The organism is Caballeronia grimmiae, from assembly GCF_000698555.1.
Taxonomy (GTDB): Bacteria; Pseudomonadota; Gammaproteobacteria; order Burkholderiales; family Burkholderiaceae; genus Caballeronia; species Caballeronia grimmiae.
In genome coordinates this window covers 21,746-48,178 of the sequence record NZ_JFHE01000024.1, presented here as the reverse complement: position 1 = coordinate 48,178, position 26,433 = coordinate 21,746, and the positions used below count along the sequence as shown (strand labels likewise).

30 protein-coding genes are annotated in these 26,433 nt (G+C 60.8%); 4 read left to right on the top strand and 26 right to left on the bottom strand.

All coding sequences use genetic code 11. From position 1 onward, the window contains the following. Nucleotides 1-3: 3 nt before the first annotated feature. Genes traD through BG57_RS21115 form a run of 8 tightly spaced genes read right to left on the bottom strand, consistent with a single transcriptional unit; the run spans nucleotide 4 to nucleotide 9,239 of the window. Nucleotides 4-1,875, bottom strand: a complete 1,872-nt coding sequence (gene traD, locus BG57_RS21150) for a conjugative transfer system coupling protein TraD (RefSeq protein ID WP_035967783.1) — start codon at nucleotides 1,873-1,875, stop codon at nucleotides 4-6. Next, a complete protein-coding gene (locus BG57_RS21145) occupies nucleotides 1,872-3,251 on the bottom strand; it encodes a TraI domain-containing protein (RefSeq protein ID WP_035967782.1) in 1,380 nt (459 codons plus the stop codon). The genes traD and BG57_RS21145 overlap by 4 nt, the downstream gene beginning before the upstream one ends. After that, complete coding sequence (locus BG57_RS21140) at nucleotides 3,248-4,270, bottom strand: type IV secretion system protein (RefSeq protein ID WP_035967781.1); 1,023 nt, start codon at nucleotides 4,268-4,270, stop codon at nucleotides 3,248-3,250. The genes BG57_RS21145 and BG57_RS21140 overlap by 4 nt, the downstream gene beginning before the upstream one ends. Then, nucleotides 4,267-5,061 (bottom strand): TrbJ/VirB5 family protein, encoded by a 795-nt coding sequence (locus BG57_RS21135; protein WP_229754103.1) that lies wholly within the window; start codon nucleotides 5,059-5,061, stop codon nucleotides 4,267-4,269. The genes BG57_RS21140 and BG57_RS21135 overlap by 4 nt, the downstream gene beginning before the upstream one ends. Beyond that, nucleotides 5,058-7,520 carry a VirB4 family type IV secretion system protein gene (locus tag BG57_RS21130; protein ID WP_035967780.1) on the bottom strand — a complete coding sequence of 821 codons (2,463 nt, stop codon included), beginning with the start codon at nucleotides 7,518-7,520 and terminating at the stop codon, nucleotides 5,058-5,060. The genes BG57_RS21135 and BG57_RS21130 overlap by 4 nt, the downstream gene beginning before the upstream one ends. Continuing rightward, nucleotides 7,514-7,777: a conjugal transfer protein gene (locus BG57_RS21125; RefSeq protein WP_035967832.1), complete on the bottom strand. Its 264-nt coding sequence runs from the start codon at nucleotides 7,775-7,777 to the stop codon at nucleotides 7,514-7,516. Before BG57_RS21125 ends, BG57_RS21130 begins: the two co-directional genes overlap by 7 nt. 46 nt (nucleotides 7,778-7,823) lie before the next feature. Continuing rightward, entirely contained in the window at nucleotides 7,824-8,177 is a 354-nt protein-coding gene (locus BG57_RS21120; RefSeq protein WP_035967777.1) for a hypothetical protein, read from the bottom strand. 12 nt (nucleotides 8,178-8,189) lie between these two features. Then, nucleotides 8,190-9,239 (bottom strand): TadA family conjugal transfer-associated ATPase, encoded by a 1,050-nt coding sequence (locus tag BG57_RS21115; protein ID WP_035967774.1) that lies wholly within the window; start codon nucleotides 9,237-9,239, stop codon nucleotides 8,190-8,192. A 376-nt stretch (nucleotides 9,240-9,615) separates the two neighbouring features. On the opposite strand from BG57_RS21115, the gene BG57_RS21110 reads away from it, so the two are divergent. Beyond that, nucleotides 9,616-10,083 (top strand): zinc-finger-containing protein, encoded by a 468-nt coding sequence (locus BG57_RS21110; RefSeq protein ID WP_035967773.1) that lies wholly within the window; start codon nucleotides 9,616-9,618, stop codon nucleotides 10,081-10,083. 26 nt (nucleotides 10,084-10,109) lie between these two features. Then, nucleotides 10,110-10,577, top strand: a complete 468-nt coding sequence (locus BG57_RS21105; RefSeq protein WP_035967772.1) for a hypothetical protein — start codon at nucleotides 10,110-10,112, stop codon at nucleotides 10,575-10,577. An 80-nt stretch (nucleotides 10,578-10,657) separates the two neighbouring features. On the opposite strand, the gene BG57_RS21100 is transcribed toward BG57_RS21105, so the two are convergent. From BG57_RS21100 to BG57_RS21055, 10 genes are all read right to left on the bottom strand, one after another. Further along, nucleotides 10,658-11,941, bottom strand: coding sequence for a vWA domain-containing protein (locus BG57_RS21100; RefSeq protein ID WP_052005917.1), 1,284 nt, complete (start codon nucleotides 11,939-11,941; stop codon nucleotides 10,658-10,660). 9 nt (nucleotides 11,942-11,950) lie between these two features. Then, complete coding sequence (locus BG57_RS21095) at nucleotides 11,951-12,868, bottom strand: hypothetical protein (protein ID WP_035967771.1); 918 nt, start codon at nucleotides 12,866-12,868, stop codon at nucleotides 11,951-11,953. Nucleotides 12,869-12,975: 107 nt separating this feature from the next. Then, the gene (locus BG57_RS21090) at nucleotides 12,976-14,001 is read right to left on the bottom strand and encodes an ATP-binding protein (protein ID WP_035967830.1); all 1,026 of its coding nucleotides are present in this window, start codon (nucleotides 13,999-14,001) and stop codon (nucleotides 12,976-12,978) included. Between the two features lie 250 nt (nucleotides 14,002-14,251). Then, complete coding sequence (locus BG57_RS21085; RefSeq protein ID WP_035967770.1) at nucleotides 14,252-15,769, bottom strand: hypothetical protein; 1,518 nt, start codon at nucleotides 15,767-15,769, stop codon at nucleotides 14,252-14,254. Between the two features lie 105 nt (nucleotides 15,770-15,874). Continuing rightward, nucleotides 15,875-16,300 (bottom strand): hypothetical protein, encoded by a 426-nt coding sequence (locus BG57_RS21080; RefSeq protein ID WP_152562659.1) that lies wholly within the window; start codon nucleotides 16,298-16,300, stop codon nucleotides 15,875-15,877. Between the two features lie 251 nt (nucleotides 16,301-16,551). Continuing rightward, entirely contained in the window at nucleotides 16,552-17,016 is a 465-nt protein-coding gene (locus BG57_RS21075; protein WP_035967769.1) for a hypothetical protein, read from the bottom strand. Beyond that, nucleotides 17,013-17,411 (bottom strand): hypothetical protein, encoded by a 399-nt coding sequence (locus BG57_RS21070; protein ID WP_052005915.1) that lies wholly within the window; start codon nucleotides 17,409-17,411, stop codon nucleotides 17,013-17,015. The genes BG57_RS21075 and BG57_RS21070 overlap by 4 nt, the downstream gene beginning before the upstream one ends. Nucleotides 17,412-17,516: 105 nt before the next feature. After that, a complete protein-coding gene (locus tag BG57_RS21065) occupies nucleotides 17,517-17,801 on the bottom strand; it encodes a hypothetical protein (protein WP_035967767.1) in 285 nt (94 codons plus the stop codon). Nucleotides 17,802-17,838: 37 nt separating this feature from the next. Continuing rightward, nucleotides 17,839-18,300 (bottom strand): outer membrane lipoprotein, encoded by a 462-nt coding sequence (locus tag BG57_RS21060; RefSeq protein WP_035967766.1) that lies wholly within the window; start codon nucleotides 18,298-18,300, stop codon nucleotides 17,839-17,841. A gap of 125 nt (nucleotides 18,301-18,425) precedes the next feature. Then, nucleotides 18,426-18,671, bottom strand: a complete 246-nt coding sequence (locus BG57_RS21055) for a hypothetical protein (protein WP_152562658.1) — start codon at nucleotides 18,669-18,671, stop codon at nucleotides 18,426-18,428. Between the two features lie 565 nt (nucleotides 18,672-19,236). On the opposite strand from BG57_RS21055, the gene BG57_RS32665 reads away from it, so the two are divergent. Together BG57_RS32665 and BG57_RS21050 are read left to right on the top strand one after the other, a co-directional pair. Next, complete coding sequence (locus BG57_RS32665) at nucleotides 19,237-19,425, top strand: hypothetical protein (RefSeq protein WP_152562656.1); 189 nt, start codon at nucleotides 19,237-19,239, stop codon at nucleotides 19,423-19,425. Between the two features lie 1,019 nt (nucleotides 19,426-20,444). Then, the gene (locus BG57_RS21050) at nucleotides 20,445-20,642 is read left to right on the top strand and encodes a hypothetical protein (protein ID WP_035967763.1); all 198 of its coding nucleotides are present in this window, start codon (nucleotides 20,445-20,447) and stop codon (nucleotides 20,640-20,642) included. A 268-nt stretch (nucleotides 20,643-20,910) separates the two neighbouring features. Here BG57_RS21050 and BG57_RS21045 read toward each other — a convergent pair whose 3' ends face one another. The 8 genes from BG57_RS21045 to BG57_RS21010 form a co-directional block, all read right to left on the bottom strand. Further along, nucleotides 20,911-21,954: a hypothetical protein gene (locus tag BG57_RS21045; RefSeq protein WP_035967762.1), complete on the bottom strand. Its 1,044-nt coding sequence runs from the start codon at nucleotides 21,952-21,954 to the stop codon at nucleotides 20,911-20,913. A gap of 223 nt (nucleotides 21,955-22,177) precedes the next feature. Next, nucleotides 22,178-23,011, bottom strand: a complete 834-nt coding sequence (locus tag BG57_RS21040) for a PRTRC system ThiF family protein (RefSeq protein ID WP_035967760.1) — start codon at nucleotides 23,009-23,011, stop codon at nucleotides 22,178-22,180. Then, nucleotides 23,008-23,664 (bottom strand): PRTRC system protein A, encoded by a 657-nt coding sequence (locus BG57_RS21035; protein WP_081850958.1) that lies wholly within the window; start codon nucleotides 23,662-23,664, stop codon nucleotides 23,008-23,010. The genes BG57_RS21040 and BG57_RS21035 overlap by 4 nt, the downstream gene beginning before the upstream one ends. After that, a complete protein-coding gene (locus tag BG57_RS21030; protein ID WP_035967759.1) occupies nucleotides 23,664-24,392 on the bottom strand; it encodes a PRTRC system protein B in 729 nt (242 codons plus the stop codon). The genes BG57_RS21035 and BG57_RS21030 overlap by 1 nt, the downstream gene beginning before the upstream one ends. Nucleotides 24,393-24,405: 13 nt before the next feature. After that, a complete protein-coding gene (locus BG57_RS21025; RefSeq protein WP_035967758.1) occupies nucleotides 24,406-25,395 on the bottom strand; it encodes a PRTRC system protein F in 990 nt (329 codons plus the stop codon). Nucleotides 25,396-25,436: 41 nt separating this feature from the next. Then, on the bottom strand, nucleotides 25,437-25,652 hold the full coding sequence (locus BG57_RS33865) for a hypothetical protein (RefSeq protein ID WP_035967757.1): 216 nt from the start codon (nucleotides 25,650-25,652) through the stop codon (nucleotides 25,437-25,439). Further along, entirely contained in the window at nucleotides 25,645-25,881 is a 237-nt protein-coding gene (locus BG57_RS21015) for a PRTRC system protein C (RefSeq protein WP_035967756.1), read from the bottom strand. The genes BG57_RS33865 and BG57_RS21015 overlap by 8 nt, the downstream gene beginning before the upstream one ends. A 9-nt stretch (nucleotides 25,882-25,890) precedes the next feature. Further along, a complete protein-coding gene (locus BG57_RS21010; RefSeq protein WP_035967755.1) occupies nucleotides 25,891-26,379 on the bottom strand; it encodes a PRTRC system protein E in 489 nt (162 codons plus the stop codon). Nucleotides 26,380-26,433 lie beyond the last annotated feature (54 nt).

Below are 26,433 nucleotides of genomic sequence, written 5' to 3'. Positions count from 1 at the left end.
TTTTTAGCCTTCGATGATAGGAATGCGACCCTGATACACGGCACCGCCAGAGATGCGCATGAAATACTGCAGATTCGGCAAACTGTGAAGCAGCTTCACGGGAATGAGCGGCACCTTTTCCAGCTGAATGGAGCGGGACTGCGAGCCACTGAATTCGAGCGCATGCGCCTCGGTCGTGGTATTCGTGCTGTTGGACACGTTCACCACGCGGATCGCAGTCTCTCCGACCTTGTCCGAGAACCACTTTGCTGTATCTGAGTCCTCTAGTCTAAGCACCACCTGATTATTGAGGTTACCCAAAACCTGCAGCATTTTCGCTGCGTTTCCGAGTTTCGCTTCCAGGTCGGCACGCGCTTGGAATGCGACGAACGCTTTGAACCCCGCCCCGCGCCCCTTGTTCAGGATTTGAATGACCTGCTCGTTGATGGCCTCGGCGATCTCGTCGATGATGAGCACGACGTCGGGCTTCTCTGCGTAAAAGTTATAAATCGCGCCGCAGACCGCCGCAACGTCCGACAATGCCATGGACGCGATCGCCTTCTGGACGATGTTGTTCGACAGCGAGTCAAGCCCCATGTACAAGACCGCCTTCTGCTTGATGATCTTGTCGATGTCCCATATTTCGCGCTCGTCCTCGAAGTCATCCGCCTTTGGCGCTAGCATCAGGCCGGTTTCGCCTGTCGCGAGCATTTGGAGCAGCGGCAACGCCGACGCGATGATTTTCATGTAGTGCTCGCGGTCGTGGGTGTGCGTGGCGATCAACCCATCGATCGTCTCGTGCCCTCGGTCGTGAGCGGCAAATCGGTCGAGATACAACTTCACCATCCCGTCAATCAATGAGGCGTCGTTGCGGCGCTGCGCGTCTTTTACCGTCGCGGTGACGGTCAGTTCTTCCCAATCGGTCAGGCCGTTCTCGATAAAGAATCGCCGCAACCCACGGTCGAGCAGATTGCCAATGCCTGACTGTGCGTATTTGAGAATCGAGCGCAAATTGGGCTTGTCGCCAACATACAGTTCGCCTTTCACCGCGCGATCGATGAAGAGAAACGCGAAGTCACGGAACTGGCCTTCTTCCATCAACTGCGCGATGCGCGACGGGATTTCCGACGGCTGCGACCAGTTCTCAAGCGGGTTCAGGCGGATCGACTCATGCGGCTTCGCCTGATTGAAGTACAGGAACTTGCGCCCTGTGCGCGCACACTCCTTCTCCACGCGCTTCTTCCACTCGTCGTCGTTCTTGGGGTCGACGATGATCAGGACGTCCTTCGGGTTGTGGATCACCTGCGTGGAGATGACTTCGTAGGTGCGGGTCTTGCCCGCGCCAGTCGTGCCCGCCACCAGCGTGTGACCGCCCATCACCTTATAGTGAAACGGCACCTCGACCTTCTTCTGCTCCATACCGTGGATCCAGGACGATCCCTGCGGCATGCGATCGCGAATGCTGTCGCGCGGACCAAATAGCCGCTCGATGCGTTCCTCAACGGTCCGGCCAATCTCGGTTTTTGGCAACCACTTCGGCAACGACGGAATGTCGGTTACGGGCATCCGCAGGATTTCGTGGGCAATCTGCGTATGCTTCTGCGTCCACTCGTACCCGATGCCCAGATACATCGAGTCCGCTCTTTTCCGCATCGCGTTCTGCGTGGCAAGAAGCTTTTCGATGCGAATCTTGCTCAGCCATTTCGTTGAGATGGCCATGCGAAAGCTCAGTGCCTTCCATATCTGGAGCGCCCGGATCGCGAGGAGCGCCCCACCAACTAGCGCGAATGCCCATCCGTACGGCATTCCAGAGATCAGAATGCCAACGATGACGATGGGCCAAACGAGAAACGGACGAAACTCGTAGATCGGACGGAAGTGATTGACGTAGTTCATGCCGCGGGTCGCTCCACGATGAGACGGCCTGCGCGCTCGACAATGCAGATGTCATTGCCGTGTGCGCGCATGAGCAGGCTGCGCTTCTTGAGTTGTTCGACGAGCGTATCGCTCGTGATGCCGTAGCCCCCGACGAGCCGCTTCTGAACGGCCAGCCCCTTCTCTTCCCACGTCACATTCGCCTTTCCCGTCGCCACGTCTCCAGCAAGGGCTTTGAAAAATTCTTTCAGCATTGCAGCGCCCGGCCCCAGGAGTTCAGTCAATTCTTCGTCGGAAGGCCCAACCCTGTTCGCATTGGACCGTGCGGGGCGGGCTGCCGCAGGGTCGACCGGTGCCGGGCGCGGCGCAGGCGCGCTCGCGCTGGTCGAGGGCTCAGCCGCAGCCGCACCAGCGGCCTGTGCTTCGCTGCGCTCCAACGCATCGAGCAACGACTGAGAGAACTTCGGCGCGGAGGCGCTCGCCTGCTGCTGCGACGCGGCCGTTGCTCCAACGACGGCAGCTTGCGGCTCGGGAGTCTTCGTCGACGACTCTGGAGCAACGCCCGCGTTTGGTTCCCCGGAACTCGCCGACGGGTGCCCCGAGGCCACCGCCGAATCGGCGGTCGCCGGGGCGGCCGCGACGAACTGCGGCTCAAGCGCGAGCGCGACGTGCACGGCTGAGGGAACGTCGTACTTCACTGGCGCAAAGACGGCGCGTTGCGCCTTGCGCTCAAAGTCCACCGCAACATCCATGGCCTGCCGCACCACCTTGTGGACGAGGGGTTCAAACCCCTGCGGGCTGCGCTCCGGGTTGATTGCGTTGAAGAGGTCGTCGAGCACCGTTGTATCGAACCCGGAAAGCAGCTCGGGCATGATGACGGTCTGGGCAAACATGGCAGTGCGCATGCGCTCATTCTTCAGTGGCGTCACACGCCGCTCAACGGCGAACTGACCGGTTCCTATCCACGTGCCGAACGCCCCGTGCGCCGCTGGATTCCACTTCGTGCGGTCCGAGAGCCGCACCATCTCAAAGTGACGAAACGGCTCATCAAGGAGCGAGCATGCGGCGGCCAGGAAGACGGCGTAGTTGTATTGCGGCTCCAGCCGCCGACGCTTATCTGACGTGAGGTCAGCCGCGAACTTTTGCCCGCCCGCGAGCCGCATCGCATAAAAGGTCGATTCAATCGTCGCGCGGAAAGCACCGCCCGGCTCGCAATGCAGTTCGGGCGTGAGCGGCATCGACAAAAACCAGTTAGCACAGCGACGCAGCACAGACACCCACTTGCGTGCGAACTCCGTTTCCGTGCTTTCATTGGCGCATTGTCGAACCAGTTCGATTCGCTTTTGGTGCGTGGCGAAAAGCTCCTCGACAGGGATTGCAAGGTGAGCGGTCGTCATGGGATAAATTTGGCCGCCAGCTTCATTGCACCGGTACCGGTTGCTGTCGCTCCGCCGCCGAAGATCGTCGCGAGCTTCGGAACCTCGAACGAAAGCAGCAGCACGAATATCGCTAGATCCAAGACATACGCTCCGTTGACGGTAGTTGAGCCGCCGACTTCGGTCGCCTTTTTCACTGCGTCTGTGATCGACGAGCCGACAAGCCTGATCAGAACGGCAACTACGACCGTGTACATCCCCGCACTGATCATCCAATCGAGCCACTTTTTAAAATAGCTCCGCGTGTACGAGGAAAAGCCCAGCGCGATGGCGATAGGGCCGAGGACGATACCGATCGCTGCCTGGATTTGGCCTATCGCCGTGTAATAGACGAAGATGATCGAGGCGAGGGCCATCACAAGCGCAGAGATGGAGAGGACGACAACGTCGGTCAGCAGCGCAGGGATGTCCCACAACTTGACCGTTTTCAGCTTGGTGGTCAGCGCGTCGATGATGGTCCCCGCAAGCGAGGCCATCTGAGAACCGACGGAGCCGTTGTCCGCGTTGCTGATATGCGCCGCCAACTGCTCGAACCATGTCCAGAAACCTGCCGCAGAAGTGGTGTATCCAAGGTACAAGGCGACAAAAATGCCTAAGATTGCCACTTCTTCGAAAAGGTCGACCCACGCCGAAATTGGATGATGCGTCCCGGCGAACCGAACGCCCACGAGAACGAGGGAGATCACACCCAGGCCCCATGCAAACTTGTTCGCCTCGCTCATCACCCCCGAACTGGCATCGACCGCGGCATCAACGACGTTGGAGAGCAGAACGTGGATCTGCTGCGTCGCACTGGTCGCCCCTTTAGCGAAATCGCCTTTCTGGCTCGCGAGTAATGCCGCAGAGCTTGTTGCCGCCGAAGCCGGCGCGTCGGCCGCTGCTTGCGCCATCGCCCGGCCGGGGGTAATGGCTATGCAGCCGATGGCCGTCGCGAGAACGAGCAGCGTTCTAATGAAATTTATGACAGACCGCAGCATCATTGCCCCAGCGCCTTCGCAGAGCCGATCTGCGCGTCGAAGGCGGCACGCTCTCTATCCTGTTGCGCCTTGAGCGCCGCCTGACTCGCATTGTTCGCCTTCTGATCCGCGACTGTTGCGGAATCTTTGACTGCGTCACTGCGTTGCTTGGCCGCCATCATCGTCAGGAGGTCGCTGTTTTGACTGGAGATGATGTCCAGCATGTGTGTGGTCAACTGAGCGGTCGCCTGCATCGTCGGCGACATGTTCAGTTGGTCCTGGATTTCCTGCCGGCGCTTCGCGAGCGTGCTGACGTGCGAGATGACGTCGTTGCCTTGCTGGAAAAGTTGCTTCGCCGTCTTGTCGTTGTTCTGAAGTAGCGTGTTTTGGTCCGTGAACCACTGGTCGGCGGTCTTCCCCGATTGCGTAATCAGCGCCTGTACCTTGTTTGCGTACTCGGCGTTGCTCTGCAGGCCGCCGTACAGGTCCTTCAGCGCATCCGTGTATTTCGACAAGTTCGTAATGTCGCTGGTGATGCTGTTGAACTGCGCCAACATCGCTGCAGGGTTGAGGTTGGTCGCCTGCTTCAACTGGTTGAGCATCATCTGGTACTGGTACACCAGGTTCGAGTCCTGATAAACCTCACCCTTCACGGCGGCCGCCGCCGTCATCGTGTTCTGAATGAAGTTGGACGCGTCGAACACCGGCATGTTTGCGTTGGCGTATTGCACGAATCCCAGCGTCAGAACGCCGGTGGCTGCGACGCAGCGGAGCAGTTTTTTCATCATGGCGATACCTTTATCTAATGCGTTCAAGCGTTGACGAGCACGTCGCGCACGTAGTCCTCCCGCCATTGCGGGCTGCCTGACTTCACGTGCTTGTCGAGGAGCGCCTGCGCGCGACCGTCCGAGCGCAGGTAGGCAAGTGCCTCCTTCGGGAACTGCGCCTGCAGCATCCGGCTCTGCTTGGCCGTCACCCACAGGTAGTCGCGGTTGGGCACCGCGTCCGAAATCATCTTGATCTGGTGCTGCGTCAGACCGAATACGTCGCTGTACAGCCCTTGATTGTTGATCGCGTCGCTGTTCGGCAGGTAGATGATGTTCGGAATGTTCTCTTTCAGGATCTCGAAGTTCGGCACACGAGCCAACTGGCCGAGCGACTGCGTGGCCATCAGCAGCGCCGCGTTGAGCTTTCGGATCGTCACCGCCCATATTTCGAGGCGCGCATAGAACTTCGGATAAGTGAAGAAGAAGCCCGCCTCTTCGATCTCGATCACGGTGTAGCGCTTGCCGTCGAGGATCTGCGCGATACGGTAGAAGGCGTAGTCCATGAACAACGCGGCGGCGACCGGGAAGTTCTGGAAGAGGTCGCCCATTTCGATCGACAGGTCGTCCGAGATAGCGAAGCCGTCTTCGGCGTGGTCGAAGAATTTGCCGTTCTTGTTGCCCTCGGTCCAGACTTGCAGGCGCTCACGCAGATCCGCTGGCAGCAGCGTGATCAGGCCCGAAAGACGCCACTTCTCGGGCGGAAAGCCGAGCGCCAACGTCCGGATGCGCTCGTAAATCTCCGTCTGCTGCTGCGGCGTGCAGGTGTAGTCCTCGCCCTCGATGGCAAGCTGCACCCAGTCCGCGACGTACGACCAGTGCTTCTCTTCGCCGATGAGCGAGAGCGGGTTCACGGAGGTTGCCGCCTCAAAACGTCCGGTTGCGTCAATGAACCGGCCACCCGCCAGCAACGTGGGGATGCGCGTCGAGCGGTCTTTGTCAAAACGGATGCGGCGCGCCCCGTGGCGCCCGGTCTGCGTCATCAGGTAGTTCAGGAACACCGACTTACCGGCACCGATTGGGCCGACGACCAGCGTGTGCGCTTTGCCGCCGGGATGATGCAAGTCGAGATACTGCAGCGTGCGATGGCGGGTCGGCAGGCACGTGAGCGGGCCGGTTTTCGTACCGGACTGCTGCGTGAGCCACTCGTTGACCTTCGATCCCTCACCCACGCTGCACAGCGGCGCGATGTCGGAGACGGCGGGCGTCTCTACGAACTGCAGGCGCTTTTGCTGATCCCAACGGCCCGGTAGCGTCGCGCTCCACGAGGCGAAGAGGTTCGTCTTTTCCAGGATCACGCCGAAGCCCGCGTTGCCGATGACGCCGACCACCTGACGCGTCGCGTCTTCGCACTCCTCGGGTGTGCTCCCATAGACGACTACCGAAATGTTGGCGAAGCCGTACTGCTGGCCTTCGGCGTCCAGCTTCGCGAGTGCGTCGCCCGCCTCTTTCGCCAGAATCTCGCGACCCTCATCGTTTTTCTGCTCTTCCTTCGTTGCCCACTGCTTCAGGATCGCGACCGGATTGAAGGCCGCGACCTTATAAAAGCCGCGTATCTTCTTGATGTACGCGCCCGCCCGCGAAGTGTCGAGAAATCGGAACATCACACAGACGTCCAGTTCCGCGTCCACCTGGGAGAGCACGTCGAGCGCCGCCTCTTGGAAGCCCATCCATTCCTTGATTCCGATGATCCGCGCGTACAGCTTGCCGTGCGCCGATTCGAACATCAGCTCGGTCGCGCCGATCGTGACTTCGCTCTCGGTCAGGTGGGTATCAAGCATCGTGACCGGGTAGCGCACGCGACGCTTGGGCGTCGACGGATTCGCTCGCTGGTGCAGGAACGAGAGCACGTTCTGAAGCTGAAGCCGCTTCATCTTCAGGCGCGTAACGCCGCCGACAAAGCCGTCGATCACCGATTCAAACCGCTTGATCTCGTTTTGGATCTTGGTCAGATCGAACGCAAAGGCGCTGCGCGCGAGAATCGTGTCTTTTGCGGCTTCGAACATCGCCACAGCCAGGTTCTTGCCGCCGACCGTCATGTGGTAGCTGATCTTGTCGAAGATCCGCGAGATGCCGGTTTCAGGCGTGAACGCCAGCGCCAGCGAGTGCGAGTTTTTGAAGTACTTGCCGCTGCCGATGATCGCCTGATTGATCGCGTCGACGCGCGCATCGGCCTCCGACGCGAAGTTGCCGTCCATGCCACCCCGCACGCGCCGGTGCGACATGCGCCACCACGCGGTCACGCGATGGTCGAAGTTGCGGCATGCATGGTCGAGGTTGTCGCGGGCGGCCGTGATGTCGCCGGGATTGGGCGAATCCGCGTCGATGCCTTCAAACTCGAACACGGTCAGCAGCGACCCGTCCTTGTTGAGCACCAGTTCGGGCGTGACCATCGTCGCCCACGGCGCGATCTCCTGTACCGCGCGCTTGGTGAACATCATTTTCAGCATGGAAGGTCCTGATCAAACCCATACGGGCGCTTGAAGCGCGCGCTAAAACGGCTGCTCGGCCCCGGCTCATAGACGTCCGGGTAGCGGTTGTACACCAGCATCACGATTCGCCACCACGGGTCAGTCGAGCTTTTCCAGCGCAAGAACACATGCACCACCACGCCGACAATGAGAAACCCCGGTGTCCAGCTCGTGTAGGTGAGCAGCGCCGTCATCGTCCCGTTGAAAATGGCGAGTCCACGGTCTGCACCGCCCATCTGGCGCGGCAATGAGAGGCCTCGACTAACCTTGTGTTGGCGCATATCAGCAGGCGTTGGCCATGTGGAAGTGGCTCTGCATGATCGGCACGGCCACCGAGGCGATACCGAGGCCGACCAGCACCACCGAGAAGGTCTTCGCGATGTTGCTTTCCGAGTTCGCCACTGCGACGCCGCCCAGCGTGATGAGCACGATGCCGATGCCGTAGAGGTACGGGCCGCTGATCAAGTTGCTGATCGTGCAGATGATGTCGGTCAGACCCGTCAGGTTCGAAAAATCGCCCGCAGCCATTGCCGCAACCGACACGACGCTCAGCAGCGCGCCGACCAACATCGACTTGCCCGGACGCAGACGTTTTGCCACCGTCGCGGCTCTGTTGAGTACCTTCTTGCCCTTCATTTGATGCTCCCGTTAAAAAACGCGTTGTAGGTCGTAATCGTTGTTTTTGAATCCCCTAATTTCGAGGATTTCGGAGACGTGCCGCATCTCGCCGGTGCGCTTGAAGTGCACGACGTAGTTGAAGCAGTCAGCGATGTTTTTTCGCATGTCTTCCAGCTCCCACCGCGATCCGGTCGGGATGCCGAGCATGGCGAGCGATTCAAGGCGGCTCAACGCCGTGCGCCCGTTGTTCGCGTGAATAGAAGCGAGGCCACCATCGTGGCCGGTGTTGAGTGCCTGCAGCAGGTCATAGGCTTCACCGCCCCGGACTTCACCAACGATGATGCGGTCGGGGCGAAAGCGCAGGCACAGCGCGACGAGCAGTTGCGTTGTCACGTTCGTGTCGGCATTGGAGAGCAGCCGCACGCGGTTAGGCACGTGCAGCTTCAGTTCCATCGTGTCCTCGATTGAGATGACCCGCTGGTCCGACGGGATCTGCTCGATCAAAGCATTAAGGAACGTCGTCTTACCCGCCGACGTGCCGCCGGCGACGAGCACGTTCTTGCGCGACTGGACGAGAGCCACGAGCGCGCGCATGAGCGCTTCGTCCTCGATGCCGTCCTCGAAATGAATGGCTTCCGCATATTCCGGTCGGGCGTTGGCTGCCGAAAACGCGCCCATGTTCACGTAGTCCGACAGCGTGAGTTTCGATTCACGGTGCTTCCGGATGCTTAGCGCATGCCCGTCGATCGACGTCGGGCTCATGACCGCCGCAATACGCAGGTTCTGGTGACCGGCATTGATGATGCCCTTGTCACTGCCCGCTTTTGCCGACTTCTCAACGGAAGAAGCGAGCGAGTGGATCGCGCCTTCGAGCTGTTCCGGGCGCAGGTCGATATTTTCGCGTGTCATCACGCCACGGCGCTCCACCCAGACGTTGCGGTAATCGTTAATCATGATTTCCGCGAGGTCCGGCGCATCGAGCAGCTCGCGCAGCGGCGAAAGCGCGTGGAAAAACATGCGCACGGCTTCCGCTTCGAGGGGACGCAGCTTCAAGAGTTGGTTATCGGCAGACTCGGACATGCGATGCTTTGTGGGCTATCTAACATGTCGGCTATTGTTGGCGTTGGCAAACGCGCGCAGGCAGCGAAAGAGGCGTCAAATTGAGCAGCTTTTGCGGCGACTGCGGCGATATCTCCTCTACTGTAAGGGACGGGATCGGGCGATTCTTTCCCCGAGGCAGGCAACCAACGCTCTCCGGAGAGCGTCCCACTCGGTTCGGTCATGCTCTTAAACTTATGAAAACACTAAGAAAACGGGCTGTTACAAAACTTGCCGAATATTCACATCCCCCTTATTCGGCAAACTTTTTACATTGTGAAATCGAGTTAGATTGACTGTCCGACGTGCGTCACTCCCGGCTTGTTATATTTATCGTTTCCGCCAGGAGTCCTCGGCGATGCGCGTAGGAAAACCAGTTAAGCCTCTGCCCCACCCCAATTGTGACTACTGCGGCACGCCCGCGACGCTCGTGCACGCCGGTGACGACGCTTACCCTTACCGCGACGATCACGGTCAGTTGTGGCTTTGCGTGGACTGCCAGGCGTGGGTCGGCGTGTTTCCGCGCAGCACCCGCCACGTACCGCTCGGCCGTCTCGCCGACGCCCGCCTGCGGGACCTAAAGGCGAAGCTCCACGCGGCGCTCGAGCCGCTGATTGCGGCGAAGGTACGGCGCGACGGCTGCAACGTATTCGAGGCGCGCGCCAAAGCGATGAAATGGCTGGCGGCCGAGATCGGGGCGGATGCGGAGAAATGCTCAATCCATACGCTCGACCCGGATCAATGCGAGCGCGCGATCGCTGTTGTTGAGCGTTTTCAGCGCGCACGCACCGTAAGCCATTCAGAACCAGCGTGGGAAGATCGTTAACACGGGCAGTCAATCAAACGTTTGCTATGTCTCGCACCCTTCCCTTCCAACGCTCCGCTCAAGCGGCTCGTGCGCGCCTCACCAAGGCGCAACTGCTTCCGATCCCGCGTGCCGTCGCCGGTGACCTTGCGCTGCGTGCCCACCTATCGTTGGAAGCGATCCGCGGCGCCTGCGACCACATCGGCCCCGCGCAGCACATCACCGAAGTCGTGTTGCTCGGCAAGTTTCTAAGCGAGGCGGGCCACGGCGAGTTGTCGCACGAATCGCTGCTGGCGGCAGACCGAGCAATGGCTGAAGTGTTTGACGGTGGCCGGCGCACAGGAACGTGGGGTGTGTCGTCGGAGTCAGCCTTTGCGCTGCTGGCTGCGATCGTCACCATGTACGACCGGCAACTCCATAGCGCAACGCTCGGCGCGCTGACCACGGCAAGCGACCGTCTGGAAAGGTTCAAAGGCGGCGAGGCATACCAGCCGCTGCAAAAACGCCGGGCCTGAGCCTCGCGCGTAGTCGAAAAAAAAGCCCGGCAAAATCGCCGGGCTTCGTCTTTCAGGGAATGCCCGGCCAAAGCCGGGGACTAGCAGATCACCTCCATCGTTTGGCCAAACGGCGCTTTCCGAGCCCGTGCCAAAGGCGTGGTTGACGCCCACAGCACCGGGTAGTGCGGCGCGACTGTCGGGAAGCGCCCCACCATATCTGTCAGATAGACCAGAAAGGCGGGATTCATGCCGTCTTGCGCGACCCGATTGAACGGGTCGACGAACGCCGTCCCGCCACCACCACGCACGGGCTTGATCTCGGGCGAGTCTCCCCGCTCGAAGATCTGAACCTGCGTCACGCGCGTGTCGCAATCCATCACGACGAGGCGCGCGGGCTTCAACGAGTGGAAAACGGCGAGGATCTCCGCGTCGAACTGCGCCTGCGTCTCGTCGAACACCGAACCGCTGGAGTCGCGCACGAAGACCGCGTCGCCAATCGCCGGTGTATGCAGCGCGGGCAGATAGAACCCGAGATGCAGATACCGCCGGTTAGGCGTCGCGAAGCTGTAGTCCGACGGCGACGATTGCTGCGCGAAGCGATGCAGCACCGCACGCCAGTCAACGACAGGCCGAACCGCTTCGCCGGCCATCGCCTGCAAATCGCCGGGAAGCTTGCCGCGCATCGCGGCCGCTTTCGCGGCTTGGGTGACGGCAACCTTCCACTCAGCTTCCTTCACTGGCTTGTCAGGACCTTTGAAGGGCCGCACTTCGCCGAACGAGCCGGGCTTCCCCGGCTGATCGGCCGGCGACTGCCCCGGCGCCGTGCCGTCTTGGCCACCGGGCTTCGGAGCTTGTTTGCCGTTCGGCGGCTGCTGATCTTGCTGGCCCGGCTGCGGCTGCTGGTTCTGCGGCTGCCGCTGATTCTGCTGCGGAGGCTGTTGCTGCTTTTCTTTCGCCTCCTGCGTCAGCAACCCGTAGATCTCCTCGGCCGACTTGCCCGTATAGCGCGGATCGACGAGCGCCCCTTTCGGCAAAACCATGCCCGACGACAGCACGATCGGGTTGATCGCGTAGTCACAGGCATCGTTCCATCGGTCGGGATCGCGCGCGCCCTGACGCCAGCAGTGACCATTGGCCACGTGCAGCACCTCGTGCGCGACGACGCCGCGCACTTCGAGGTCGCCGAGCGATTCCATGTACGTCGGGTTGTAGCCGAGCGTCTCGCCGTCGACCCAGAACGTCTTGGCCGACGGGTCCTCGCGAACATTCAATCGGAGCGCGAGCGCCCCGAAGAATGGTTGCGAGAGGACGAGCTCGGTCCGCTGGCGGGCAATGCGCGGATGGACCGCGCTACTGCCCAACACCACATCATTGCGGTCCATGACGCCCCCTTAGGCGACGAGGCGCAGTTGGCTCGCGTGCGCCGATTCGACGACTTCCATCGGCTCCGGCTGCATGCCCATGAAAGCGGCCATTAGCCCTTCAATCTCCTGTGCCTTGCTGGCCACCTGAGAACGAAGCACGCGCGAGTCTTTCAGTTCCGCCCCCGTGTGCACGGCCAGATGCGTCTTGGCCTGCTCGAGGATGTGCGTGAGCTGCGGGTCGTTCGCGAAGTTGAGCTTCGGCAGCAACGCGCACAGTTCGCGCACGTTGTTGGCGACGTCCAGTCGGACGTTGCCCGTCGCGTACAACCGATTGGCCATCTGGGACACGGCTTCGTACAGACGCCGCACCAGGTCCTCGTTCGCGGTCGCGATCGAGGCCAGAACGTGCTGGTCCAGTTCGCTCTTGAGCGTGTTGAGCACGTTGGCCGGAAGCTTGACGCCGAACTGGCTGGCGTCGGGAAACGGCAGAACCGCCATCTTCACGCCGAACTTCGTGGACAGTTCCGCGAGGGTCGGATAGTCCGCCTCGTTGAACAGCCCATTCAGTTCTTCGCGAGCCGCTTCCTTGAGATTCAGATAGTCGGTGAGGAACACGGAGACCGCCAAGTCGAACTCGTCTTTCAACGAGCGCATCTTTTCCGCGAAATCCATGTAGACCATCGTCGGCAGCAGCCGCACGCCCAACTGGTCGTACTTCAGCGTGTGGTCGTAGAAGTACGAGCGGATACGGCCGGCGAGCGTCACGACTTCTGCGAAGCTCGGCGCGTGCTCGGGCAACAGGCGTTTGTTGAATCTGCCGATGCCCTTCGCGTGGTGCTTGTTCTCGACTTCCTGCGTCACCTTGCCGTCGAAACGGCGGGCGACCCAGGTCGAAATCGTGACGGAGCAGAGCATGACCTTCGATTGGATGGAAGTGATGTCCATGAGAGCACCTCGTAGAAATGGAATGGATGAAGCAAAGAAAAAGGCCTTGTGCGTCCGAAGACGCGACAGGGCCAACATGGGTGATGCTGAGAACAGTGGAGTGCTTGTTACTCGCCGCGGATGATCTTGCCGATCTCTCCGCCCTGCGCGCCAATGAAGGCATACGAGTTCTGGATCTGCGGGGTGCGCTGCACTGCATCGCGCACCAGCAGCGCCGCGAACTCGCGGTGCCCTTCACCGATCAGACGCTCGGTGTAGCGCACGACGCGATCGAAGTTGTTTTCGTTCGCGCGTGCCGCAAGCGCTGCCGCGATCGCGTACAACGCCGAAGGCGTCGTCGGGATCATGGCCGAGTCGGGCGCGAGAAGAATCGCGTCTGGATTCGGCAGCTCGCGGAAGATCTGGAGGAACGCGACCAGTTCCGTCGCGGCTCCCTCTCCCACCGAACCGGCGTAGGAGATGTGCTCCAGGTGCTTGGGGACTACATCCATGGTTTTCGCCACGAACCCCCAGCTACGTGGGCTCGGCGCATTCTCGATATCGCGCGACGTCTTCTGCACGGACAGCAAGTCCGGACGGAAGCGCAGGAACGCGATAAGCGCGGGCGGGATGTTTTCGCGCACGGCCCACTGCGTCCAGTCGTCGATGGTCGGTTCCAGTTCGACCACCGTGGCGAAACGCGAGATCACCGGATCGAGAATCCCGGAGACACCGGCGTTGTCGGTGCGGCGGTTGGTGGCCGCGAGGAACGTGACCTGCGGCGGCAGGACGTGCTCGCCGACGCGCCGCGCGAGCAGCAACTGCATCTTCGCGGCTTGCACGGCGGGCGAGGCCTGCCCGAGGTCGTCCAGAAACCAGATCAGCGGGCGTCTGGCTGTCATCGCGCGTTCCAAATCCCCGAACGGCAGGAACTTGGCGGTCGTGCCATCGGGCGAGGGAAACGGCAACCCTTTCGAGTCGGTCGGATCCTCGACCACCGGGTGGCTGATGAGCAGTTCGTGATCAGTCGCATGCGCGGTCTGTTCAACGATGTCGCTCTTGCCGATGCCGGGGCGGCCAGTGATGAGCACCGGCAGACGCTTCGGCACGTACAGCGAGAGTAGTTCGGTGAGTTGAGCGGGCGTGACTTTCATGATGGCTTCCAAAGAGAAGCCCCATAAAGACTACGCCCGTAGGGACGTGGTCCCTGTGGGGCAAGATATGAAAAAGCCGGCTCGTAGCCGGCTGGGTCGATGCGTCAGTGACGCGGGTGATAGATGCAGTGTAGGGGTCGGACAGTCAGGCAGTCTGTGGAAAGGTCACTATTTCGCGTCGTCTTAAGCTTTGACGCTGGCTCAATCGCCGAAAAAAAACCCGGCCAAAGCCGGGTTCGTCGAAAAAAATTCAGCTCGCGCGCTGTTCGAGCGCCAAACGCGCATAGGCAAGCGTACCGTCGTTTGCGCGAAGCGATACCTGCAACTGCCGCACAGGATCTGCGAGCGCGTAGCGCACGCTAGTCCCCTGCCGCAGGCTGACGATCTGCGAGAAGCCGTCGGCGATCGTGCGATCTACCCACTCCGCACCGGTCAGCACCGCGCCGTCTTCCGCACGAACGCGCGACATCTCAGCCGCCTCGCGCGCGCGAGCGACCTCGCGGGCGACCCGCCTCGCCTCACGTTGGGAAACCGACAACGCCTCCCACTCTGCTTGCTGCGCGGCGTCCATACCAGCCAGTTGAAAAACGCCCCGACGCCGAGCCGCGGCGCGAACGCCGATGACCTTGATGCCGAACACCTCGCGGACCGCTTGCTTGGTTGCGCGGTTGGCGTCGTCTGGCCGGTCCAGGATGCTGAGGAGATAGGACATGTCGGCCGTCTGCACTGCCTTTGCGAACTCGTTGGCGAAAGTGTGCGTGTGCCTGCCGTGATCGAGAATGGCCAGATGCGAGTCCAGTTGGAAGCGGCGGGCGCTGACGCTCCCCGACTTCCGCGCCTTATCGAGTTCCGCTAGCCGGTTGTCACGCGCGCTGTCGGCGAGCGTGCGCCGCAGTACCTCCGCAAACTGGCAGGTCGGTAGGCCGACATCGACGGGCTTCAGGTACGCCTCAGGCAAAGGATGCGCTTCGAGGATGCCCTTCGCGTACAGCAGGTCGTCGACTTCGACCGTCGTTGGCGAGTTCGGCACGAGACCCATCAGCATCGCGAGCAGCGCGGCATTGTCAGAGGTGATCGCCTGCTTCGAATGGCGCATCACCGTTGCGAGCGGCATGAGCTTCGCAAGCGGCAGCGCCCCGCGCAACTCCGGCACCGCGAGAAGCGGCTTGGCCCATTGCAAGTCGGAATCGAACTTCGACAACGAAGCGTAGTCATCGATCACCGCCTGCGGAACGGGCTTGCCCGCCGCGAGCGCGTAGGCGACATGAACCTCGTGCCGTCCATTGCTCTGCCGGTTGTCCAGAACCGGGCCCGCGTAGCGGAACCCGAACCGGCGTTGCGACTCGTCCTGCAGCAGCTCGAACAGGTCCAGCCCGCGACGGCCGGTCTTAGCCGCCTCTTCGTTGGCTTGCGCCACCTGATCCGATGAGAACAGATACAGCGGCTCGCGCGCCAGATCAAAAGCCAGATAAAGCAGTTGCCAGTGCTCGCGCCGGATTTGCCACGCTTCGAGCGCGGCGAACGACGGTCTGAAGTAGGTCGCGTCGATCTCGTCGATGAGCGACAGGAAGAGGCTTGTCGCCGTTCCGGGCCGACGAACGGTCAGCTTGCCGTTGTAGCGGGTAACGGTTACAGGATAGGCGAAGAACGTGAGCGCGATCTCTGCCGCGTCGACTGCTGCGACGCTCGCGTCGTCTCGCAGGAAACGGAGCACTTCGAGCATCGTACGGAAGGAATGGCCGGAGCCTGAGAAGGAAAGCTGATACATGGTCGATCGCCTCGGAAAGATGGCGGGCAATCGCGCCCTGTCGGGTCGATGCCCGGCAAGGGTTAAGTGCGCCGAAAATGGGCGCGGATAAGAGTTGTGAAGCCGCTACGCCGCGTCGATTAGACGGGCGATCAGACGAGCGAGCGACCACGCGTGGTCAGTTGAAAACACCTTCGCGCGGAGCAACGGCATGATCGCGTAGGTGCGGTCGAGCGAGTCGCTAAGCTGCGGTCGGCTGATGAAGTCGACATGAATAAGCCAGCCCTCGCTGTTTCCGATGCACACGGAAACGGAGATTCGTTCATATGACGACGGCTCGGGCCACGGTCTGCTGTGGCCCGCTCCGTACATGGCTTCGTTGGCGTCGTCCTGCAGGTTCGCGTGACAAAGCCACTCGGGTTCGAGCTCCGTTCCGCGCAAGAAGCGGCACAGATCCTGTAAGACCTGATCGACCGTCTTGCCGTCGGTGTCCAGCCGGGCGAGCGACTTAATATTGACCGCACCATCGGCGGCAACACCCGCGGGCAGCACATCCGTGTCTGCTAAAGACATAACAAACTCCTGAAAATGAAAAACCCGCCCGGAGGCGCGCTAGAAAAACGGAGGCGAAAAAAAACCGCACCCCAAAGGGTGCGGTCTTACCTGTGGACTCAGCTTGCGCTGTGTCTAATCATTTGCCCCAATCGCGCTCGCGATCGGCTTTGCGACCGTTATTCGCGGTCCACATGAAGAAAGCTGCAATGGATACGCCAAGCACTACAGTGAAAATTGTTGCGCCCACGTCATTCTCCTTTCATCACGTAATGGCCTGCATACCACAATACTACTCCAAGGGCAGCCAATGCGCTCGTACCGGCAATCGTCAGGGGATCCCAAGACGAGGCGGAATGCGCGTAGCCGACTGCACCACCAATCGATGCCGCCGAGAGGGTGTGCAGATAGCGGCCATTTTGGTGCCGCTGGTCCTTGCTCGGCGTCGCGACGGCCTGGAGCAGCCGGCGCAAACCCGGCCCGGGTTCAGGAGGAATGGTTACCACATAACCGCCGTCACCCACCGTATTCACCGGCAAGACAGCGCCTTTGTACTCTATGCTAAATGACGGCGAGCACTCGGATTCCTCCATCTTGTTGAGCAGCCCGAGTACACGCGGCGCCAGATGAACCTGACCCGTTGTTGGATCGAGAGTCACACGATCCAAGATCGTGGTGCCGGAGCTGTACTCGATCTTGACCTTCGCCAGCTTCATCGACGACCTCCGCACTTCAGATCGATGCCGCCAGCCAAACGCAGGCCGTCCAGCATCGCTCGATAGCCTGCGGGCGTCTCGAGTTGCGTCAAGGCGACGTGGTTCTCGCCACCGCCCGTGAGGTCGGAGCGGCCGCGCCGGGTTCTGAAGCTCAGCGCGACACCCGAACCACCTTGACGCTCGAGCACGTCGACAAACAACGTCTCCGTGCGCAACGACACCCGTACTTCGGCATTGCCGCGGCGCGTATCGGTGACGATTTCGTGAGCATGCGCCGGAAGACGCAAGTCCTGAGCAACACGTCGCAAAACGCGCGTCGCATGACGTTGCAGAGCCGCTTTCGCGCCAGCATTGGCACTACTGCGGTCAGCATAGAACACTCGGGGAAATTTCATGATGGCCTCATTGCAGACGAGGCAGGTCCCTTGCGGGGAGCCTGCCCCGCAAGGGTTGGCGCGGCTTTCACCGCGCATTCAAAAGATGCGTACTGCGATGCCCGGTTAGAGGAATCGCGCCTTGTAAGCGTCGAGCGCAGGCTTCAAGCGTTTGAAGCTCGCGTCGCCGTAACCGTCGCTGATCCGCCCGACTTCGGCGAACATATGCGGCCGCGCGCCCAACGGGTCGAACTCCGGGTGAGACACGATCGCCGCGAACTCCTCAACGTCGCCTGCTTGCGCAGCAACTTCCACCGGAAGCATCCCGTAGAAATTCTTGCCGTTGACGTCATTGCTCGAAGCGTCCCAGCCGCTGGTCTGCCCGTGGGTGATCAATTGATAGTGGTTCATCGATGGTTCATCCAGTTGGTCGAGGCGTTGGCGCCAATTAGTGGGTGATCCGGTAGTCGGACCCATTCGAGACGAGAAACACCTGCTGACCCGCAGCGAACTGCTGATCGTCGACCTGCGTTACGACCACCGTCTGACCGTTGGCGCGACGAAGGAAGACTTCGACACCGCTGTGGCGAGACATAACGGCGCTTACGCGTTGAGCCACCAACCCGGAAACCGAGCCGGAAAGCGCGCCGGCGATATAGCGGCCGCTACCGTTGCCGATGACTTGCGAGCCCAGAAAAGCACCCGCTGCTGCACTGACGATAGATGCAATGCCCGACGAGCCAGAATTGCTCTCGATGGTGATCGGACGCACGCGCAGGATGGTTGCCTGCTCGAACTGGCCGATGCGTTGAACGTCGTAGCGCTGATACGTGTTCGGCGAACCGAAGTCCGCAGTGGCGCACGCGGAGAGCATGCAGACGAGGATCAAACTGGAGATGAGCTTGAACATGGTTGCCTCAACGAAATTGGGCAACCGAACCCGTCAGGGTGGTTGCCCTGATGGGAAGGAATCTGGAATAGAAACGAAGAAACGGCGTCCAGCGCAATGCAACTGGACGCGTCATTTACGAAGGCCTACGAGGTGGAACGGCTGAGGTGATGCAGTCTGACACGACCGCTTCGCACCAGATGCCGTTCGGCTTGATGGTTGAGCGAATAGTCCCAATCCACCATTGCCGTGCCGTCGCTCCACACCGAATGAATACGTCCGGTGTAAAGCTGCGGCGGGCTGGCCTCGACGTCCTGACCGACCACACGCTGATTCGCCATGAAACCGTTCTTGCTGGAAACTTTGACGATAGGTGCGAGATTGCGAGACATAGACAACTCCAAAAAAATAATGGGAGCTGTCTCCCGGAGGGATAGGCTCCCAACGGGATGAAAAAAGGCGACCAACGAGGGTCGCCAGAAGATTGCCGTCACAGACGGCTGAAAAGAAGATGGTTCTCCAGAACGCTGGAGGGGTAGGTCGATGCGCAAAAGCGCGGGGAATGGATCCAGTCTACGGAGTCAATTGCGCAGTCGAAGTCGGAAAGCTCAACAAATCGCTATGCCTTTCGCTCCAATACGGAGACGAACACTTCTCGGGCAGTGACTTCCCGCGCGACGAATCGACGAATCATCTGGAGCGGGACCGGCAGCACGAAGCCGGGACGAAAAAAAACGCGCCTGCTCCATCGCTGAAGCGGCGCTTGGAAGCTCGTCAGGTATCCGAGGCCATCGACGAACCTGAGAGACACGGTTCTAGGCACCGCTGGCGAGCGGCCATGCGGCGAAAAGGCCGTAGATACCGCGTCTATCCGAAATAACACGTCCCCCAATAAACTTAGCGACCGTTATGGGCGAATGCGCTACCTTGCAAGCTTCACCATCGCCCGAGTTGGACATGCTCAACCAGACTAAACGTCAGCGCCAGGCATACGCGCTGCGCCGTTATGAAGCGGCAGTGAACCGCTTGGTCCGGGCGCGCACGCCCTCGGAGAAACTGAAGGCCGGCGAATGGGCTCGGCGCTGGTCGAAAGCAGCGGGGCAGCCGTACCTTGATGCAGCGCAGAAATCGCGCGCTTGTAGGTGAGCGGACATCCGGCCTCAAATGGGCCGCGTTTTTTGCAGTGCCGCCCAAGCGTTTGCACACCGCCAATTTCACAGGGGGAAGCAAACGCTTAGAGCTCGGTCGCGCTAAGACCGTCAAGACCGAGAGTGGAGCTCAAAGTTAAAGAAAGGTCCGCTCTCACGGCGGGTTTCGTTCGACTTCCACGCGGCTTAAACAGTGTACAAGCCGCACGTCGCCATAAATTGCCATCACTAAGGCAAAAAAAGCCCGCTCTCCAATGAGATGCGGGCCTAGAAATCCACGTTCAGCGGGGAAAAGAACGCGGAGGAGATCAAAGAGCTTCGCGCAATCGTTGTACCTAACGCGTCGATGCTCCCCGTCTGCAATGGCAACGAAGTCGCAGACAGTGCGTATTGCTGCCCCTGCCCGTAACAGGCAAAGAAAAGGCCACCCAAGGATGCGCCCCGGATGGCCCTAGTTTGTCGTTTTCTGTTGTCTGGTCTCTCAAGCACCCTTATTAGCGGGTAAGGACACTATAGACTGACGAATCAAATCGGACTGTTAGGAACATCACAGACGTTTCTGTTGCCTCGTTCAGGGCCGCGATTAAATCAGGAAAAGCAAACGTTCGGACCAGCTTCAATCGGCGCCATTCTCACCCCGGCTCAATGCCCTTAATTCGCGCGCGCGCCGTTTTCTCTTGCATGTGCCTAATTAGCACCTAAGCTAGTACAGCGCCCTACCTGCTGGGCGCACGTTGTAGTTCATTCCGTTTTAAGCCCCGTCCTAGGTCTAGGCGGGGCTTTTTTACGCTCTCATCCTTCGCAGGTCTAGCCTGACGCGACCTCTAGCGCATAAGCCCACGTTGAGGTGGACGGCGTGAGCGTCACTTTCTTCAATCGTCCGAGCCGGCGCTTCGTAGTGACAGGAAGCGTATTGGGCGCGTCCTCTTGAGCTTCTAAAACTGGCTTGTACGAGCGGCGAAACCTGGAACAATCAATGCAGTTTGTATCCCGCCACCTCCATTACAAGGTACAGACATGAACGACGACTCGAACGAAGACCAATACAGGAGCACATTCCATGGTGACTCGGAAGCTCGCGACAAATTCGCTGCCGCAGCGATGCAGAGTCTACTGTCCCAAATGAAGCCTCCTGTAGAAATCGATGCAGATATGCTGGCGGAGGAGGCTTTCGAGATCGCCAATGCGATGATGAAGCGGCGCAAGAGGCGGTGAAAAGCCGTCCCTGCGCATGCGACCTTCAGAGGACGATGTGTCGACGTCCGCGCTCCGAAGACAATTAGCCTCGTAACGTCCTGTTAGGCGCTTTCTTAATGCCACCAAGCAGTCCGTGAACCTTACGCTGGCCGCCCTCGAACAAGATACGTCCACCAGCTGCGCGCGAATGCGGCTTTTCGGGGTGCGCTCCCGACGCTCGCTCACAGGCAACCCAAAAAAATGCCACGCCCCGGAAATCCGAGGCGTGGCGTTGATCAAAACAGCACTAGGCGAGACACAGCGAGAGCTGAACGTCCGCCGCAAAGAATGCAGGATCCGGCTCAGCGCCTGCGCGCGTGACGGGCACCTCCCACTGGAGTTGCGCATCGTCGAACGAACCCAAGCCGTACAACAGCCGGTCCGTGTCTTCGCGATTGAGCAGGTCGCCGAACGCGAAGCTAAAGACAGCCGGGACGGATGCGCGCTCCGTTACGAGCCCGAGCGTTTGCGCAAGCTCATCGGCGCGCCGAGCTCGCCACTCCTCGGTGCCCTCGGGCGCGCGCGTCACCGTGATGCGCGTCGCCGCAGGCACTTGCGGTGCGTTGCTCAAGGCGTCGCGGAACGCTGGAATCGCCTTCTTGGCGAAGCCCGGCGCTTCCATCTCCACCGGATAGGCAACCTCCGTAACGAACGAACCAACCGCGCTGTACTGCCAGCCAGCGTGACGCCACGGCGCCGCACCCATCGCGACCAGCACGTTGTGTTGGTCAATCGAATGACACCGTACCTCGGGCATCCGCTCCATCGCCGTCTTCGTTGCCGACGGCACCGGGACCTCTACCTGGGCGGTCCCACAGTCGTACTCTTTGAGCACTCGCCACACGCTGAGCGGGCCGCTGTTCCCGTAGATAGAAAGCAGTAGATCGATGTCCGCGTGCAACGAAACGCTCAAGCTGCCACCGACCAACTCATCGATACGAGACTCGTAGCCCGCCCGGATCAACGACAGCCGGACGTCGTCCAACTGCGACTCAGGCACCGCCGAGTAGCACGATGAGCCGACCGACAGATCGATCCTCCGGTCCCGAAGAAGCGTGGGCTTGGCGAGTTCACGTCTCCAGCTTTCGATGTAGTTTTCGGGGCGGATCGATCCATTGCGGCTTCGAAGCATCCCGCCTTCGCAACTGGTCGCATGCGAAAAGATGCGGCGCATCACCTGCGCGTAATTGCCCAGTGCCACCGCCGACCAGTGGTCGGTGTGCGGATAGACGTTCGACTCATAGCCACGCTCGAACAACGCGTAGATCCACTCGCCGTCGGCTTTCTGCATTGCTCCTGCGCGCTTGCCCGTCAAAATTGAAGAACCCATGTTTTGCTCCATTGGTACGCGGAGCAGCCCCAACGGGCTGCGTACCCGCTGAGGTGAAAGAGGACCGCTCCACGAGGGAGCGGCTAATGCTGTTACTCGTGTTGGGGTTGTCGTGCCCGTTGAGCACGAGAAAAAGAAAATGCCGACCCCTTGCGGAGGTCGGCAGTGATGGAACAGCGACTACTTACGCAGCGAGCTCGGCCTTGCGGCTCTTCTTCGCTTTCTTCACGGGCGGCTTCGGGACTTCGTACCCAAAGCGCGCCCACGCGGCCGGATCCAACGGAATCGGATTTGTGCGCCCCGTTGCGAGGTTCACAAACACGCCCGAGAACGGCACCGCGCCGGTTCGAAACATGGTCCAGAGCATGTTGAATGCTTGGACGGCGATCGCCTGATTGATGACCAGCGACTGCTTGCGCAGCGCCTCGGCCATCGAACAGGACGGGGTCTCGTCTTTTGCATCGAGCTTTGCGTCGATCAGTTCCGGAAACAACTCGCCCACATGCGGCAGCCGTTCAGAATGCTTCAGCGCGTAGCTCTTGCCACAGACCTGACCGATGACAACTTGGCCGCGATCCGTGTCGTTGCCGCAGTCGAGGTAGTACGCCCCGGTGTACTGGGCGGCGCCAACAATCGCGGCCCGAGCGGCCCGCGTATCCACGCAGCCGATCACGAGATCGACGTTGTAGAGCGGCTCGCCCAGACCGAATCGCCGGGTTTCCGCCCGCCAATTCGTGCCCATCAGTGCGTTTAGCCGATTGACGATGAGCGAGGCTTTGTACTCGCCCACGTCGTTCGGATAGAAGCCCTGACGGCCGACGTTCGTCGGGCTGACGGTGTCGTCATCGAACACGGTGCAGTCGATGCCGCCCGGGTGCCCCAGTTCCAGCATCGCGTGGTGCAGCCGCGCCAGGCTCGGGAGCACCGCACTTCCGGTGCCGCCCGCGCCCACTACGACCACATTCCAGCTCCGCTCGAGCATCCGCGAACGAAGTTGATGTCGGATGATCCCGGTCATGCAACCTCCTGATGACGAGCCGCCGCGTACCAACTGCTCGGCACGCGCTCGACGTTCTCGAAGATGCCTTTGGCGCACAGGCGCATCGCCATACTCGGCACCCACGACGCGCAATTCCCGACGACGAAGGCGAACTTCGTCTCGTGCCGGTCATCCTCGTTGTCTGTCGGCGAGAAGTACGCGGGATGCGCGCCATGGGAATGGCAGTCGATCACTCCCAGTTCCCTCTGCAGAAGATCCGGCCGCTCGTACCTCAGCGACCCGGTCCCCTGTGACAGCACCTTCACAGGCGCGAGGCGAAACTGCTTCGTTTCGACGTTCCAGACGATCCAGGCACCGGTCTCCAGCGGATGCGCGGCGCGCGCCATCGCGATGAATCCGCCGATCAACTCGGCCGGCACGGGGCCACAACGCAACTCAGTCGATTCGGCCACGTTCCCGTAGGGGATCGCAGTCGGGACCGTGTAGTGCGCAATGCGGCGAACGACCGAAAGCCACGGCAGATCGATTTCAAGAAAAACACCGTTCTCGCCGATGAGCAGTCGCTCGCCTGCCGCCTGCATTGGCGCGACCGGCTCACGCCGGGGCACCATCACAGTAGGGAAGGAGCGCTGAAGCGCGGCATCGGCAGGATTCAAAGCACCAGCATTCATCATCGAACTCCTTGTTTGCCGGCGATCAGCTCAGCGAGGGTAAGGTCCATGGGGACGAGCGCATCTTTCGGGAATTGCTCGCCGTACTTGCCGTCGAGCATTTCCTTCCAGAAAGCGAACTCGCCATTCGGATGCGAAACACGTTTGTTGCCGTGGTTCGGGTGCGTGAAGGCCGATTCGAAGAATCCGCCCTCCCATCCGCTGATCGACTCGATATCAATGCGCTTAGGCACGTGAGCCGAGCCGATGCAGATTCGCCCCCAGTCCCAGGTGTTAAAGTAAGGCGGTTCGTGCAGCTTCGATGCAGGCGTTGGCCGGCTGTCTTCCTGCAGCGCGAACACGGAGAACCCGCTGGAAGCTGCACGGAACACCAACCCCGGATGCGGGACGACAGCACTGCGCCGCCCGATCTCCTGACAGTCGAAGAAGACTCTTCGCATCGCCGGTCTGCACCACCACATCACCGCGTCTTGCGACACCGCGAGCACCGTCTCAGGCAAAAATTCCGCCTTCGGTGCCGCGTTCTGAGCCAACTCACGCAGGCAATCAACAAGCGCCATGCGGTCGATCGGCCTTCCGGCTCCAATCGTTGCCCGGCCGCTCTTGCCCTGCGTCACCGGATGAACGGTGCCGTAGACAGCGCTGCGGTCCTGACGGCCGTATAGCAAGATGGCACTGATCGCCGCCAGCTCGTCGACGCGGTCCGAGCCGATATCAAGCCCTTTCATATAAAGCTCCTAGTTATGCCGCGAGACACGCGATGACGCGGTCCAGTTGGCCAAGAATGGATAAGCCCTGCGACCAGTCCGCGTACTGCTTGCGGATGGCGTCAGGCGTAGAGGCAAGCGGCGTAAAGCCGAGGTAGGTGGTGCCGTCGCCGGCGCTGGCGAGGTACTCGTAGTGCGAATCGAGTACTTCACCCACGCGGGTATCGTTTTCCACGGTGAGGGTGGCCGACGCATAAGCGCAGCGCGGCCGATATTCACAGCCGAAGAGGTCGCGATTGCCGACCCGCTGCAACATCAGCGACAGCTTCTCCAGCTCCGCACAGATGCGACGCGTGCGACCGGCGGTGAACCGCTGAAGCCGTCTAAGCGCTGCAACGCCAAGTGCCCGTTGAGGCAGATAGCGCCGGGTTTTCGCGTGCCACCGGTAGACGTCCATGTCGTCGGGACAAAGCTGAGGACGTACAACGGAAGGGAGGTAGTAGTCCATCTCCGCCTCGTCCTCGCCGAATCGGTCCGTCAGCATCTCGCGCGCTTCCTCATCGGTTGCGTTCGAGTCGCCATCCCAGAACCAGGAAGCGAATTCCCCAAGGAACTCGTCCGGCGTCCGAACCCACATCGTGCGTCCGGCTGCACGATTGATGAGCACCATCGCCGTCGACACCAACCGCGGATGAACATTGCGAAGCTCGGCGGCACGTCTGCCGATCTCGAAGATGTTCTCCTGTGTGATCTCGATGCCGAGATAAACGGGCGAGGTCGGATTGAAGTCGCTGCAGTCCTCCTGGTACTGGACGACGTCTTGCACCGCCTGGACGTCGCACAACACGAAGTCAAAGCCGAGGCAGTCCAGACGCGGCGTATGACGCTTGGCCCACGCAAAAAACCCGTGGGCAAGCGCGTCACCCGCGCCTTTGAACTCCGGTACATCGCGCGGTCGCAGCACGCCCGAGTTGAACTGGGCGGAGATGAGACCGGCGACATCCTTTTCGGCGTTCCAACGCATCACTGCGCGCGTTTTGACGTCCGAGCCAATGGCCGGGAGGCTTAGAAAATCATGGGTAGCTCGACGTCGGGCAACGGAAGCGCGTCGCGGTTGCCAAGGCTCTCCCGAGACAGCGACTTCTGCACCAGACGGGCGAGGATCGAAGAGCATTGCTCGATCTCCTTGTCATGAAAAAAAACCGCCCTTCCGGGCGGTTGCTGATGAGAAAGAGCCAAGTCCGGATTGGACAAGGCTTTGAGGAGGTCGCGCTTACGCATGGTCGCCGCGGGGTATGACTGCACCCTTAGCACCAGCCGCACGCACGAACGTGAAGCGCATGACATCGCCCTCCGTCGTGGGTCCGTCGATCGCCGCGGTCGTCAGCTCCGGGTACTGCGCGGAGTAGAGATCGCGGACATCGTCCGGCGAGAAGGTCGGCCCGGGATCGGGGAACGTCACGCCGTTGTAGACGAACTCGCGCGTGAGCTTCGCAACTCGGATAGCCATGTCTGCCCCTTAGTCGAAAAGCGATGCGAGGTTGGTTCCGGTGTGAGCCGGTTCCGCCGATGCGTCCGATGAAGCAGATGCCGACGATGCATTCGGGGCGATGCTCTGCCCTTCAGCGCTGTCGCTCGCGTCGTCGTCATCGTTGTCCGCATCGGTGCTCGATCTGCCCGGCGCCGGCAATGCCGGCTTGCTGCTGCCCTTGGCCAGCGTCTTGGTCGCCTTGGAGACTTGCGTCGTCTTGGCGGCTTCGAGGATGGCGGTGGTCGCAGCAACTTGCTCGGCGAGTGACGCGTGCGCGCCGGTATAGGCCGCGAGCGCGTCGATGAAGCCCGCTTCCAGCTCTGCCGCCGTCGCGGTGAGCGCGAGCGGCTGAAGCATGGCGGCGTCTTTTGCCGTGCCTTGCGGCATGACACAGACAACCATCTCGTCGCCCTTCATCTGCAAGGACAGCGTGAGCTTCGTGCAGTGACGCAGAAGCGGTTCAATAGCTACAAACATGGGAAAACTCCTGGGAACGAAAAAAGACCGCCATCCAAAGGATGGGCGGTCTAT